The 14275-nt window shown below is 71.5% G+C and carries 11 protein-coding genes; 5 read left to right on the forward strand and 6 right to left on the reverse strand.

The window, feature by feature from the left end:
- Nucleotides 1-155: 155 nt before the first annotated feature.
- The 4 genes from KSO97_RS09085 to KSO97_RS09100 all read right to left on the reverse strand — a co-directional run bounded on the left by KSO97_RS09085 (nt 156) and on the right by KSO97_RS09100 (nt 6366).
- Complete coding sequence (locus tag KSO97_RS09085) at nt 156-2153, reverse strand: methyl-accepting chemotaxis protein (RefSeq protein ID WP_232678141.1); 1998 nt, start codon at nt 2151-2153, stop codon at nt 156-158.
- Complete coding sequence (locus tag KSO97_RS09090; protein ID WP_232678143.1) at nt 2150-2656, reverse strand: chemotaxis protein CheW; 507 nt, start codon at nt 2654-2656, stop codon at nt 2150-2152. Before KSO97_RS09090 ends, KSO97_RS09085 begins: the two co-directional genes overlap by 4 nt.
- A complete protein-coding gene (locus KSO97_RS09095; RefSeq protein WP_232678145.1) occupies nt 2653-4965 on the reverse strand; it encodes a chemotaxis protein CheA in 2313 nt (770 codons plus the stop codon). The genes KSO97_RS09090 and KSO97_RS09095 overlap by 4 nt, the downstream gene beginning before the upstream one ends.
- 213 nt (nt 4966-5178) lie before the next feature.
- Nucleotides 5179-6366 (reverse strand): trans-acting enoyl reductase family protein, encoded by a 1188-nt coding sequence (locus KSO97_RS09100; RefSeq protein WP_232678147.1) that lies wholly within the window; start codon nt 6364-6366, stop codon nt 5179-5181.
- A 57-nt stretch (nt 6367-6423) separates the two neighbouring features.
- On the opposite strand from KSO97_RS09100, the gene KSO97_RS09105 reads away from it, so the two are divergent.
- Nucleotides 6424-6963 carry a SigE family RNA polymerase sigma factor gene (locus KSO97_RS09105; RefSeq protein ID WP_232678149.1) on the forward strand — a complete coding sequence of 180 codons (540 nt, stop codon included), beginning with the start codon at nt 6424-6426 and terminating at the stop codon, nt 6961-6963.
- Nucleotides 6960-9071: a beta-propeller domain-containing protein gene (locus tag KSO97_RS09110; protein ID WP_232678151.1), complete on the forward strand. Its 2112-nt coding sequence runs from the start codon at nt 6960-6962 to the stop codon at nt 9069-9071. Before KSO97_RS09105 ends, KSO97_RS09110 begins: the two co-directional genes overlap by 4 nt.
- A 59-nt stretch (nt 9072-9130) precedes the next feature.
- On the opposite strand, the gene KSO97_RS09115 is transcribed toward KSO97_RS09110, so the two are convergent.
- Nucleotides 9131-10780: a sulfatase gene (locus KSO97_RS09115; RefSeq protein WP_232678153.1), complete on the reverse strand. Its 1650-nt coding sequence runs from the start codon at nt 10778-10780 to the stop codon at nt 9131-9133.
- A gap of 92 nt (nt 10781-10872) precedes the next feature.
- Between KSO97_RS09115 and KSO97_RS09120 the strand changes: the two genes are divergently transcribed.
- A complete protein-coding gene (locus KSO97_RS09120; protein ID WP_232678155.1) occupies nt 10873-11142 on the forward strand; it encodes a DUF2277 domain-containing protein in 270 nt (89 codons plus the stop codon).
- Between the two features lies 1 nt (nt 11143).
- Nucleotides 11144-12022, forward strand: coding sequence for a Sir2 family NAD-dependent protein deacetylase (locus KSO97_RS09125; protein WP_232678157.1), 879 nt, complete (start codon nt 11144-11146; stop codon nt 12020-12022).
- 127 nt (nt 12023-12149) lie between these two features.
- Here KSO97_RS09125 and KSO97_RS09130 read toward each other — a convergent pair whose 3' ends face one another.
- Nucleotides 12150-12833: a metal-dependent transcriptional regulator gene (locus KSO97_RS09130; protein WP_232678159.1), complete on the reverse strand. Its 684-nt coding sequence runs from the start codon at nt 12831-12833 to the stop codon at nt 12150-12152.
- 69 nt (nt 12834-12902) lie between these two features.
- On the opposite strand from KSO97_RS09130, the gene KSO97_RS09135 reads away from it, so the two are divergent.
- Entirely contained in the window at nt 12903-14249 is a 1347-nt protein-coding gene (locus tag KSO97_RS09135) for a deoxyribodipyrimidine photo-lyase (RefSeq protein WP_232678161.1), read from the forward strand.
- The last annotated feature ends 26 nt before the right edge of the window (nt 14250-14275 follow it).

Raw genomic sequence — 14275 nt, forward strand, 5'->3', positions numbered from 1 at the left:
GGCACAGCCGGAAACGCCCCCGGGCCCCGCCGCCCCCGAAGGAGACGACGGCGCCCGGATCCCCAACCCCGCATCGACCCGCCCTCATCGAAGGACGGAAGCCGCGGGAGATGTGGTGCCGACCCGTCGTCGTCGCACGACGGATCGGCGCAAGCTCAGACCCGGAAGCGACCGACCAGGGCCTTGAGCTCGGTGGCCATGGTGGCCAGTTCGGTGGCCGACTGCAGGGTGTTCTGCGCACCCTGACGGGTGTCGTCGGCCGCGCTCGCGACCTGCGTGATGTCCTCGGAGATGCCATTGGCACCGCCCGCGGCCTCGGTCACGCTGCGAGCGATCTCGTTCGTGGTGGCGGTCTGCTCCTCCACGGCGGACGCGATCGTCGTCTGGATGTCGTTGATCCGGCCGATCACCTCGGAGATCTCGCTGATCGCGGTGACGGCCCCCGAGGTGTCGCCCTGGATCGCCTCGATCTTGCGACCGATGTCCTCCGTGGCGCGGGCGGTCTCCTTGGCCAACTCCTTCACCTCGTTCGCGACGACCGCGAAGCCCTTGCCGGCGTCGCCGGCGCGAGCCGCCTCGATGGTGGCGTTGAGCGCGAGCAGGTTGGTCTGCTGCGCGATCGAGGTGATCACCTTGATGACCTGGCCGATCTCGGCCGAGGACTCGCCCAGGCTGGAGACCGTCTCCTGCGCCGAGCCGGCCACACCGACGGCACCCGTCGCCACGGACGCCGCCTCGGTCGCGTTCTGTGCGATCTCGCGGATGCTGGCGGTCATCTCCTCCGCCGCGGAGGCAACGGTCTGGATGCTCGCCGACACCTCCGCCGACGCGCTAGACGCGCTCGCCGCGCGATCGGAGGTCAGGGTCGCACCATCGCCCATGCCCTGGCTGAGGATCGTCAGCTGGTCGGAGGCGACCTCGAGCGCGTCGGCGGTGCGTCCGATGTCGACCATGCTCTGACGCAGCGTCGCGAGCAGCGAGGAGAGCCCACCGGCCAGCTGCCCGATGGCGTCCTCGCCGCTGACCTCGATCTCGCGGGTCAGGTCACCGGCACTCGCGGCACGCACGACGTCCAGCACCATGTCGACCTTCGCGGCGACCTCGGCCGCCCGCTCGCGCTCGGCCACCTCGGAACCGATCCGCTCGACGGCCTGGGAGACCAGGCGACCGACGTTGCGGAGCGCGTCGAGCCGCTGCTGGGTGGGGTGCAGGGTCTCGGTGGCGAAGAAGTCCATCGTGCCGACGACCTTGCCCGCGACCATGATCGGGAAGCAGACGCCCGACTTCACGCCGACCTTCTGCGCGACCGGGGCACGCACGCAGTCGGTCATCTCACCGATGTCCTGGGTGAAGAAGAGGTCCTCGCTCGCCCAGGCACGGCCCGAGAGGCCGACCCCCTTGGCGAAGGACGCCTCGAGCGTCACCGCGCGGAACTCCGGGCCGGCGTCGCCGGACTCCACCGAGAACCGGAGCGTGTTGTCCGCAGGGTCGATGCTCCAGTAGGAGCCGTAGGCCCAGCCGAACTCCGAGCGCACCGTGTCGAGCGCGGAGCGGACGGCGTCCTCGACCGTGGTCGCGGCCTGCAGCCGGGCGAGCACCTGGTTGACGGCGGTTCCGTCGCGCATCGACTCGTCGAGCTCGCGCTCCTGACGCAGCTTGTCGGTGATGTTGTCCCAGGTCGCCATGGCACCGACGTAGTCGCCGGACTCGTCGAAGATCGCGTGCACCTCGAGATCGAGGGTCTCCGGGCCGACGCTGATGTGAGCACGACGCGGCAGCAGCGACGGGTCATCGAGGATCGCGCGCTGATAGCTCGGGTTCTTGTGGAAGATGTCGAGGTTCGCGCCGACGACCTCGTCCGGGCGGATCGGCAGCCAGTCGGCCAGGCGCACCAGCCCGTCACGGGTCGCCTGGTTGGCGTAGGTGATGTTGAAGTCGCGGTCGGCGAGCATCACCCGCGTGGGGACGACCTCGAGGATGCCCGGGAGGTTCTCGAGCTTGAGGGCCTCGACCCGGTCGACGTCGGCCCGTGCGACGGTCTCGGTCACGGTGGCGGGCGCCTCGGCCTTGGCGACCGTGCGACTCTTCGCGCCGGAGGCACGAGACGTCGTCGAGCGGCCGCTGGACGTCGGCGGGGTGGCGAGTTCGGTCACGATGGTCCTCCGGGGTTGGGTTCGGTGCTGGAGACGTCGACAGCCGCGTCGGCGTCGAGGACGAGAAGGATGGAGTCGGCCAGCGGCAGCACGCCGGTGACGACGTCCTGCACGGTGGCGGGCATGTTCGCGGGCGCGGGCTGCAGCGTGAACTCGTCGGCGTCCATGACGTCGCCGATGTCGTCGACGAGCAGCGAGACGACCTCGCCACGACTGCGAACGATCACGTTCATCGGCAGTTCGTCGGCACCGCGCGACGGCAGCCCGAGCCGGCAGCGCAGGTCGAGCGCGGTGACGATCTGGCCGCGCAGGTTGATCAGGCCGAGGACGGCCTCGGGAGCACACGGCACGCCGGTCATCTGCTGGTACCGCAGCACCTCCTGCACGTGCTCGACGCTGATGCCGAAGTGCAGGCCGTCCACCCAGAAGGTGCAGTACTGGCGGGCCAGTGCAGCGCTGTGCTGTGCCTCGTGGTCGGCACGGTCCAGGGTCGGCGCGGTCATCGGGCACCTGCCAGGCTCGGGGCGGACGAGGCCGCCATCAAGGGTCCGACGACGGCCTCGAGGTCGACCAGGTCGGTCACCTTGTCCTGCACGACCGCCGAACCGAGCACGCCGTTGCGGCGACCCACCTCGGTCGGCACGACCGCCTCCTCGACGACGTCGAGAACGCGGTCGATGACGATGCCCACCCGGCGCCCGGCGTCCTCGTGGACGACGACGGCGATCTGGCCGTCCCGCGGGGGCGACTCGGTCAGGCCGATGGCCGGCGCCAGCCGCACCAGCGGGAGGATCCCGTCGCGGTACTGCACCACCTCGGCTGAACCGGTGCGTTCGATGCGGTCGATCGAGAATTCCTCCAACCGCGATACGGCGGTCAGCGGCAACGCAGCCCGTCGTCCGGCCGCCACCTCGAGCACGAGGAGCGCGCGCGAGTCGACGCGACTGCTGCGGACCTCCGGCACGTGGTGTCCGGCGGAGACGAGCACCCGGTCCCGCGCGATGCCGGCCACATCGAGGATCAGCGAGACGCGGCCGTCGCCCATGATCGTGGCGCCGGCGTACATGGGAAGTGCCTTGAGCTGCCGGCCGATCGGCTTGACCACGATCTCCTGGGTGTCGTGGACCTCCTCGACACACAGTCCGAACGTGGTGTCGTCGGCCTGGACGACGACGACGGTCAACGCCTCGCCATCGATGCGCTCACCCCCGAGCGCCTCGGCCAGGGAGACCAGCGGCAGCAGCCTCCCCCGTAGACGCAGCACGGGTGCGCCGGCGAGCACATCGACGGCGAGACGCTGCTCCTCCCCCTCGAGCCGGACCAGCTCGACGAGGTTGGCCTGCGGGATGGCGTAGCGCTCGCCGCCCTCACCGACGACCAGCGCGGGGATGATCGCGAGGGTGAGCGGGATCCGCACCCGGCAGGTCGTGCCCTGGCCGACGACGCTGACCATGTCGACACTGCCGCCGATGCGCTCGATGCTGGTGCGCACGACGTCCATGCCGACGCCGCGGCCCGACACGTTCGTGACCTGCTCGGCGGTGGAGAAGCCCGGGCGGAAGATCAGGTCGAGCACCTCGCGCGGCTCCATGCGCGCCAGCTGCTCGCGGCTGACGACGCCGCGCGTGACGGCGAACTCGCCGATCCTGGCGGGGTCGATGCCGCGTCCGTCGTCGGTGATCTCGATGACGACCTGACCGCTCTCGTGGAAGGCACGCAGGTGAAGTCGCCCGGCGCGCACCTTGCCGAGCGCGTCGCGGTCCGCCGGCGGCTCGATGCCGTGGTCGAGCGAGTTGCGCACCAGGTGGGTCAGCGGCCCCTTGAGCGCCTCGAGCAGCGAGCGGTCGAGCTCGGTCTCGTGGCCCTCCATCTCCAGGTTGACCTCGCGGCCGAGCTGGTGGGCCAGGTCGCGCACGATGCGCGGCATCTTCGACCAGACCTGGCCGATCGGCTGCATCCGCGTGCGCATCACGCTCTCCTGCAGCTCACTGGCCACCAGGTCGAGCCGTTGCGCGGCGCGCACGAGCTCGGCGTCGGCCGCGGCCGCTGTCGTCGCGTCGGTGCGCTGCAGGATCTGGTTGCGGGTCAGGACGAGCTCGCCGACGAGCTGCACCAGGCCGTCGAGGACGTCGATGTCGACACGCACGGACGCGTCGACGACGCCGCGGCGGGCGGTGCCCTCCTCGTCCATGGTGTGCTCGGCCTCCGCGGGCGTCGGGCTGAGAGCCGTGGGCGGCTCGACGGGCGCTGCGACTGCCGGCGCGGGAACCGGCGCGGGAACCGGCGCGACAGCCGGCATCGTGACGGCGGTTGCGGGCTGGGTGTCCTCGCCCGCCGTGGGCGCGACGTCCTCGGCGAGAGGCGCGATCTCCGCGATCTCGACCGGGGCGGGCGTCGTCGCAGCGACCTCCTCGCCGATCGACTCGCCGGCCAGCACCCGCTCGAGCACCGTGACGACGTCCTCGACAGGCACCGAGTCGTCGGTGTCGGCACCGCTCTGCTCGATGGAGTCCAGGAGCGCGCGGACCGTGTCGACCATCTGCAGCAGCACGCTGGCGACGTCCGCGGTCATCGTCATCTTCTGGTCGCGCAGGCGCGAGAGCAGGTCCTCGCCATGGTGGGTGAGCCGCTCGAGACGGCCGAAGGCCAAGAAGCCGCTGGTGCCCTTGATGGTGTGGATGGTGCGGAAGATGCTCGATAGCAGCTCCCGCGATCCCGGGCTCTGCTCGAGCTCGACGAGGTCACGGTCGAGCTGGTCGAGATTCTCATGGCTCTCGACCAAGAACTCGGTGACGATCTCGTCGTCGTTCATCGCACCCTCCCTCAGGCGTCGTGCAGCAGCGGACGCCACCCCATTCGGCGAGGCGTCGGCGCAGTTGAGGAAGGAGCGGTGGCTGTCTAGGCGGGCGGGAGGCTGTCCGGTTTTCTCGGCCGACCGAAGAACCTGGACCTTGGCCGAGGAAGCTTCGTCGTCCAAGGTCCGGTTTTCTCGGCCGGCCGAGAAAACCGGACGGAGCCGGCAGCCTCAGACCACCTCGAACCGCATCCCGGCGGCCTGGAGCCGAGCCAGGAGGTTGTCGCCCATAGCCTGGGCCGTGGTGAGGCAGCCGGCGAGGGACGGGTTGTCGTCGAAGGCCAGGCAGAGCGCGGACTCGGCGAGCATCTTGGCGGTCTCGGTGTAGCCGGGGTCGCCGCCGGAGACGCGGGTGTGCAGGGTGCGCGCGCCAGCCCCCGATCCGGCCGGAGTCTCGGCGACGAAGTCGACGGTGAACCAGGCCTTCTCACGACGGCGCTCGTCGGGACCGGAGCCCTGGGGGACCTTGGAGAGCAGGAAACGGCGAGCGGGCGGGATCTGCGAGGCCACCGTCATGACCGAGACGCCGACGGCGGTGCCGGCGACGTAGCGCAGCGTCTTGAAGCCGGCGAAGTGGGAGTAGCGGAACTCCGGCCCGTAGACGTCGAGGGCGGCGCCACTGCGGGCCACCACCTGCGGGTCGATGGTCGGAAGCGGCAGCAGGTAGTAGCCGAGCACCGAGTCACGCGTGGGCTTGCCCGACGTCGGCTTGGACGTGCGCCCGGACGGGCGCGGCTCGGCACGACGTCGCGCCTTGGCGGCAGCGGCCATCTGCTTGGCGCGTGAGAACGCGCCCATCGCGGAGTGGAAGGTGCCGCCCGAGAACGTGCCGGAGGAGCGGACGACGCCACGCAGGCGCACCGGTCCGGTCGGCTGCAGCTCCCGCATCGTGAAGTAGGCGCCGAGGTCGTGCGGGATCGAGTCGAAGCCACAGGCGTGCACGATCCGCGCGCCACTGGCCTGGGCGACGGCGTGCTGGGCGAGGTAGGTGGTGTCGACGAACTCCGGCTCCCCGGTGATGTCGACGTAGTCGGTGCCGGTCTCCGCGCAGGCGGCCACCAGCGGGGCGCCGAGCTGCTGGTACGGCCCGACGGTGGTGATGGCCACCTTCGCCCTCGACACGACGTCGGCGAGGGCGGCCTGGTCGGCGGCGTCCACCACGATCAGCTCGAGGTCGGCGCAGGCCGGGTGTTCGGCCGCGAGTCCGTCACGGACGGCGGCCAACTTGCTCTCGTTGCGCCCGGCCAGCGCCCAGCGCAGTCCGGCCGGGCCGTGGGCGGCGAGGTACTCCGCGGTCAGGCCACCGGTGAATCCGGTGGCTCCGAAGAGGACGAGATCGAGGTCGCGCTCACCAGTCATGCACGAAACTCTGACATCGGTGGAACCTCAGCCCAACCCCGTCTCGTCCTATCCACGATGAACACGCTCCCGACGGCCGCCGACGACGGCGACTTCGCCGCCTACGTCCAGGAGAGTTGGCCTGCCCTGGTGCGGTCGGCGGTCTTCCTCGGCTGCACGCCCCACGAGGCCGAGGACATCGCCCAGACCACGCTGGTGCGCTGCTACGCCGCCTGGCCGCGCGTCGTCCGCGCCGACAACCGGACGGCGTACGTCTACCGGATGCTGCTCAACTGCCTGCGCGACAGCAGGCGTCGCCGCTGGTGGGGCGAGCGGCCCACCGAGCACCTGCCCCACGACCCCACCCCCGCACCCGACGCGATGAGCGTCGTCGACACCGCCGACGCCGTGCACCGGGCTCTGGCGGGCCTGGGCAAGCCGCACCGCGACGTCGTCGTGCTGCGCTACTTCGCCGGCCTCACCGAGGCCGAGACCGCCGAGGCGCTCGGCGTCCCGGCCGGCACCGTGAAGAGCCGCCTCTCACGCTCGCTGGCGCGGCTCGCCGCCGACGCCCACCTCGCCGACCTCAAGCCCGACCTGACCGGAGATCTCTCATGACCGACCTCGAACGCCACTGGGACGACGTGCCAGTGGGCCCCGCGCCCGTGCAGGCGATCCTGCGCGAGGGACGGCGCAGCGCCGCCACGTCGTCGCGAGGCGACCGGAGGCGTCGCGCACGGCGCGGCTTCGTCGGCGCCGGCGTGCTCGCCGGGCTCGGCGGCGCGTTCGTCGCCGGCACGTTGGTCTCCCAGCCGGCCGGAGTCTCCGGCGCCGGGCTGGGCGCCGGCGCGGGCGGCACCGGGAGCGGCCCCGGTGCGCCCGCGTTCGTCCCGGCCGCGTTCCACGGCGCGCTGCAGGAGCCCGCGTCCTGCGAGGACCTGCTCGACCACTACCGCGACGCCGCCGTCGATCTCGTCGGGGCGTGGGGGTGGCAGTACGGCTTCGGCTACGCCCGCGACGCGCTCGGGAACGCCGTCGCCGTCGCCGGGGCTGGCGTCCCGCGGAACCTGCGGGCACCCATGACCGAGGCCAGCGCCGACTCCGCGTTCCGCACCAGCGCCAAGACCACCACCGCGACGACCAGCGAGACCGGCACCAACGTGCAGGAGGCGGGCGTCGACGAGCCCGACGCCGTCAAGACCGACGGCGAGCTCCTGGTGCGGCTGCGAGGCACCGAGCTGACCACCTACGACGTCTCGGGCGACGACGTCGAGCGGCTCGGCTCGCTCGACCTCGGCGACTTCCGCGACGGCGAGCTGCTCCTGACCGGCACGACGGTCGTGGCGATCGGCAACGACGGCAGCCGCTCGGACCGACGCGTGTGGTGGCAGCAGATCGCCCCGCAGACCCGGGTGCTGCGCATCGACGTCTCCGACCCGACGGCGCCGAGCATCGACCAGACGCTCGACGTCGACGCCGCCAGCGTCACCGCCCGGCAGCACGGCAGCGACGTCCGGCTGGTGCTGCGCTCCGGCCTGCCCGAGTTCGACTTCGTGCGGCCCGGCCGCGGCAACGGCGGCCAGCGCACGGCCACCGAAGCCAACCGGCGCCTGATCGCGGAGTCCACGCTCGCCGACTGGCTGCCCACCCTGAGCATCGACGACGGCGCGCCCGAGCAGCTCGTCTCCTGCGACCAGGTGGCGATCCCGCGCGCCGATCTCGGGCTCGGCACGATGACCGTCGTCGGGTTCGACGCCGCGTCGCCGGTCGACGACGTCGCGGGACTGGCCTCGCTCGGTGTGGCCGCCGACGCGCCGCTGGCCTACGAGTCGACCGACCGGCTCTACCTGGCCGCGAGTCCGCCCCCCACCGGCATGTGCTGGGACCTCTGCACACCGACCATCGGCGGATTCCGCGGCACGTCGTCGGGCACCACGACGTTCTACGAGTTCGGCCTGGACGGCCCGGCCGCGAGCTACGTCGGCGCCGGCGAGGTCGAGGGCACGGTGCGCGACCGCTGGTCGATGGACGAGGCGGACGGCGTGCTGCGCGTCGCCGTCGGCCCCTCGAGCGAGACCGGCAACTTCAACTCCGTCGTGACACTGCGCAGCGAGGGTGACGAGCTGGTCGAGATCGGACGCCTCGACGGGCTGGGGCGCAACGAGGACATCCAGTCGGTGCGCTGGTTCGACGGGCTCGCTCTGCTGGTGACCTTCCGCCGGATCGACCCGTTCTACGCCGTCGACCTCACCGACGTGGAGAACCCGACGCTGCTCGGCGAGCTGAAGATCCCCGGCTTCTCCTCCTACCTGCATCCGCTCGGGGGCGAGCGAGTGCTTGGGCTCGGCGAAGGCCCGCAGCGCACGCCGTCGGGTCGTCGGAGCTGGGGTGGGCAGGTGGGGCTGTTCGACGTCACCGATCTCACCGATCCGCAGCGCATCGACGTCCACGGCTACGGCCCCGGCAGCCGGACCCTCGCGGGCGGCGACCCGCGTCAGTTCACCTGGCTTCCCGAGCAGCGTCTGGCCCTGACGGTCGTCGCCCGGGGCCGTGCGGGCTACGTGTCGGCGATGAAGATCTGGGGCGGCGAACTGCGCACGAACATGACCCGGGTCGAGTTCGGCTCCGACGTCGACCTGGTGCGCACCGTGCCGATCGCCACCGACGACGGGCTCAAGGTCGCGCTCGTCACCGGCGAGGACGTCGAGTTCTTCGAGCTGCCCTAGGGCTGCTGCGCCTGCCTCGGCCGTCGGGGTTCCGAGGCCCTCGCTGGCGCGCGGACACCTCAACCACCGGCGGTGGGCGAGGGCACCGCGCCGAAGTCGCGGTTGCACTCCGCCGGTCCCGCGCAGCGGGAGAGGGCCGCGGTGCGGCGCTCGAGCTCGGCACGGACGGCGGCGTAACGCGGGTCGCGAGCCACCGAGCTGATCTGATGCGGGTCCAGTGCGCGGTCGTAGAGCTCGACCCAGCCGTCGAAGTAGCGGGCGTAGGTGTACCGATCGGTGCGGATGCCGCGGTAGTACCAGCCGCGCGGACCGGTCTGACCGCGAACCGGCCCGGCCTGGATGAGTACCCCGCCCCGGTGCGGGTCCCTACGGCTGGTGCCGCGCCAGAAGCCGAGCAGCGAGGTGCCGTCGATCTTCATGTCCGCGGAGGTGTCGGCGATGTCGAGGAACGTGGCGGGGAGGTCGACGATCGTGACGACTTTCCCGTTCGAGGTCCCCGGCTTCACGCCGGGGCCGCGCACCAGCATGGGCGTCCGGACGGCTTCCTCGTAGGGCATCGTCTTGCCGACGTGGCGGTGCTCGCCCAGCAGATAGCCGTTGTCGGTGATGAAGACGACGTAGGTATTGGCCAGCTCGTCGGTCGCGCGGAGGGAGGAGATCACCCTCGCCACCGCGCGGTCGACCGACCAGAGCGCACCGATCCGGCTTCGACTCAGGCCGGAGACGTAGCCGCGGCTGACCGGCTCGTGACGCAGCCACTTCGGCTTGTCGGAGATGTCGGCCTCGTTGAACGCCGGCGAGGCCATCAGCTCGGTCGCGCGACGCTGCACCCGGGCGCGCTCCTTCGGCGTGTTGGCGACCGTGCGGAGATAGCGCTTCGACATCACCGGGTTCGACTTCGCGCAGCCTCCACCGTCGGCACAGTCGGTGTCGCGGCGCGAGTGCGGGCCGAAGTGGCTCACCCACAGGAAGAACGGCGCTCGCGCACGCGACAGCGCCTTGACATAGCGCTCGCTCGCCCGGGCGACGTAGTCGGTGTAGTAGGTGTTCTTGATGCGCTTGGGCTTGCCGTCGTTGAACTGCTCGAAGTCGATGTAGTCGTTGTAGCCGTGGATCGTGGGGTCGAAGAGCGTCCAGCCCGGGTCGGGCTTGCCGCGGAACCGGACGGAGTTCAGGTGCTTGCCCACGAACGCGGTGTTGTAGCCGGCGTCGTTGAGCCAGGTCGCGATCGACCGGCTGGTGTCGAGGGCCCGGTAGCCGCCCTGGGGCGGGAAGTTGGTGCGGACGCCGTTGTTCTGCGCGTACTGGCCGGTGAGGATCTCCGCGCGCGCGGGGCAGCAGAGCGGGTGCGGCGTCAGCGCCTCGGTGAAGGTCAGGCCGCCGCGCCCGAGCAGCTTGCGGGTCTCGGGCATGTACGCGATCTCGTCGGCACGCATGTCGTCGGCCGAGATCAGCACGATGTTCGGGCGTCGGTCCAGCGGCGCGAAGTGCGGCAGCTCACCGCCGGTGGGCGAGGTCTCACCCAGGATCGCGTCGATCAGGTCGTCGAGCGGACCCTGCTGCCGCGCCTGGGCCACTGCGGGCGACGCCGCATCCGTCGGCACCTGGGCGACCAGGCCCGACGTCAGTGCCAGCACCGAGCCGAGCACGGCCACAGCGAGCGCTGTCGTCCTCGTCGCGCCACGTCGCAGCGCCGTCGTCGTCCCCATCGCGATCCGTCCACTCCCCCGGCCCCGCGGGCCCCGTCGGCGCCGTCATCGTAGGCGACCCCGGACGTGCCGAGGGTGCTTACCATCGAGGTATGTGCCGCAACATCCGACCGCTGAACAACTTCGAGCCGCCGGCCACCGACGACGAGGTGCATGCGGCCGCCCTGCAGTTCGTGCGCAAGGTCGCCGGTGCGACCAAGCCGTCGAGCGCCAACCAGGAGGTCTTCGACCGGGCCGTCCACGAGATCGCCCACATCACCCGCCACCTCATCGACGACCTGGTCACCACGGCGACCCCGAAGAACCGCGACGTCGAAGCCGCCAAGGCCAAGGAGCGGGCTCGGCTCCGCTACGGCGCGTGAGGTGGCCGTGGTCGAATCCCCGGTCGGCCGGGAACTCCTGACGTGTGCGGCTGAGGTCGGGGAGCAGCGGGCTCTCGACCTGATCGGCGACCGCCCGCTGGTCGTGCTGACCGGCGCCGGGCTCTCGACCGACTCCGGCATCCCCGACTACCGCGGTCCGAACAGTCCCTCCCGGATGCCGATGACGTTCGGCGAATTCGTGTCGGGCCCGCCCGCGCAGCAGCGCTACTGGGCGCGCTCGCACGTGGGATGGGGTCGGATGCGCCGAGCCGAGCCGAACGCGGGACACCGGGCACTCGCGGCGGTCGACCCGGACCTGCTGATCACCCAGAACGTCGACGGGCTGCACGAGCTCGCCGGCACCCGCAGTCTCGTCGCGCTGCACGGCCGTATCGCCGACGTCGTCTGCCTCGACTGCGGTGCGACGACCGCACGTTCGGCGCTGCAGGAGCGTCTCGACACTCTCAATCCCGGCTACCGCGAGGCGCACGCGCAGGCGCAGGTGCGCCCCGACGGCGACGTCGATCTCGACGACACCCAGGACTTCGTGGTGCCGCCCTGCCTCGTCTGCGGCGGTGTGCTCAAGCCCGACGTCGTCTTCTTCGGCGAGAACGTGCCCCGGCCGCGCGTGCAGCGCTGCTTCGACGCCGTCGATCGCCTGGCCGACGTCGACGGCGTGCTGCTGGCGGTCGGCACCAGCCTGACCGTGATGAGCGGATTCCGCTTCGTGCGGAGGGCCGCGAAGACGGGCACCGACGTCGTGATCGTCAATCGGGGGGCGACGCGCGGCGACGAGCTCGCCACTGCGCGACTCGACGCCGGGAGCAGCGAGTTCCTGGCCGCACTGGCGGCTTCGCGGCGGGTCGCGCTCGGCAGCTGAGGCAGCCTTCGGCTCGCGCGGTTTCGAGACGCTCGCTGCGCTCGTTCCTCGACCACCGGTGGCCGGATCGGCGCTCGACGAACTCGACGACCGGTGGTCGAGCCCGTCGAGACCCCCGACGGAAGGCTCAGACCCGCTTGACGAAGATGTGGTCGGCGGCGTCGGGCAGCAGCTCGGCGGTCTCGCCGCCGGAGCCGACGAGCACCCCCTCCTCAGTGGGGGAGATCGCGACCTGCTGGTCGGGCACGGCACCGACCCGGCGCAGCGCGCTCATCAGCGCCTCGTCCTTCTGCATCTCCTCAGAGATCCGGCGCACGAACACCCGGCCCTCACCGCGTGCGACAGCCTCGGTGAGCGACTCCACGCCCTCCATGAAGCCCTCGGCCGGCTCCTGGCCGAGCTCACCCAGACCCGGGATGGGATTGCCGTAAGGCGACTCGGTCGGGTGGTCGAGCAACTCGATGAGCCGGCGCTCGACATTCTCGGAGATGACGTGCTCCCACCGGCACGCCTCGTCGTGCACGAGCTCCCAGTCCAGGCCGATGACGTCGGTGAGCAGTCGCTCGGCGAGCCGGTGCTTGCGCATCACCCGCGTCGCCATCCGGCGGCCGTCCTCGGTGAGCTCGAGGTGGCGGTCGCCCTCGATGGTGAGCAGGCCGTCGCGCTCCATCCGTGCGACGGTCTGGGAGACCGTCGGACCACTCTGGTGCAGGCGCTCGGCGATGCGCGCACGCAGCGGGACGATGCCCTCCTCCACCAACTCGTAGATGGTGCGCAGGTACATCTCGGTGGTGTCGATGAGATCACTCACACCGCCATTCTTGCAGGATCGCCCCACCGGGTGGGGCCCGTGCCCACCGGCGGCTGCCAGGCTCGCCCGGTGCCCTCGCTGATGTGGTTCCGGCGCGATCTACGCGTTCACGACAATCCGGCGCTCCTCGCCGCACTGGACGACGGCCCGACGCTGCCGCTGTTCGTGCTCGACCCGCGGTTGTGGGGCCCGGCCGGACCGTCTCGACAGGCGTACCTGGTCTCCAGCCTGCGCGCGCTGCGCGCCTCGGGCGTGCCCCTCAGCGTGGTGCACGGCGACCCGGTGCGCCAGGTTCTGCTCGCGGCGCGAGAGGTGGACGCGACCCGAGTGCACATCGCCGCCGACTACGGCCCCTACGGCGCCGCTCGCGACGCCGCCGTCGAGAAGGCCCTGTCCGAGGCGGGCATCGAGCTGGTGCGCACCGGCTCTCCCTACGCCGTCGCCCCCGGCCGCGTGGTCAAGAACGACGACACTCCCTACAGGGTCTTCACGCCCTACTCGAAGGCCTGGGCCGACCACGGATGGCGCGGGCCGGTCGACGCGCCGTCGCTGGAACCGGGCTCGCCGTCGTGGCGGCACCTGAAGGAGACCGTCGACCTGCCCGAGGTGACGCTGCCCAACGGGCTGAGTCTGCCCTCCGCCGGCGAGGACGCCGCCCGCGAACGCTGGGGCGACTTCCTCGACGACGTCGCCGACTACGCCGATCGTCGGGACCTGCCCGGCGTCGCCGGCACCAGCCGGCTCTCGGTGCACCTGAAGTACGGCGAGATCCACCCGCGCACACTGCTGGCCGACCTCGGCCGATTGCGCTCGAAGGGAGCGGTGACCTACCGCACCGAACTGGCATGGCGCGAGTTCTACGCCGACGTGCTGCACCACCAGCCCGACTCGGCGCGGGACTACCTGCGCCCCGAGTTCGCCCACATGAAGTACGAGGAACCGGGCGCGGCACTCGACGCGTGGCGTCGCGGGCGCACCGGCTTCCCCGTCGTCGATGCCGGCATGCGGCAGTTGCGCGCCACCGGCTGGATGCACAACCGAGTCCGCATGATCACCGCCAGCTTCCTGGTCAAGGATCTGCACCTGGAGTGGCAGCACGGCGCCCGCCACTTCATGCGCTGGCTCGTCGACGGCGACCTGGCCTCCAACCAGCACGGGTGGCAGTGGACCGCCGGCTCGGGCACCGACGCCGCCCCCTATTTCCGCGTGTTCAACCCGACGTCGCAGGGCCGCCGCTTCGATCCCGACGGCGCCTACGTGCGGCGCTGGGTCGAGGAGCTCGCCGACCTCGACGGCGACGTCCACGACCCCTCGCCGTCCGACCGCGACCGCCTCGGCTACCCGCCACCGATGGTCGACCACGCCGAGGAACGCCGCGAGGCGCTCGCCCGCTACGACGAGGTCAAGGGGCGCTGAGCTCCCGGCGCCAGTTCGCCGCGGTG

Origin of the sequence: Nocardioides sp. R-C-SC26, assembly GCF_021246465.1 — a bacterium.
Taxonomy (GTDB): Bacteria; Actinomycetota; Actinomycetes; order Propionibacteriales; family Nocardioidaceae; genus Nocardioides.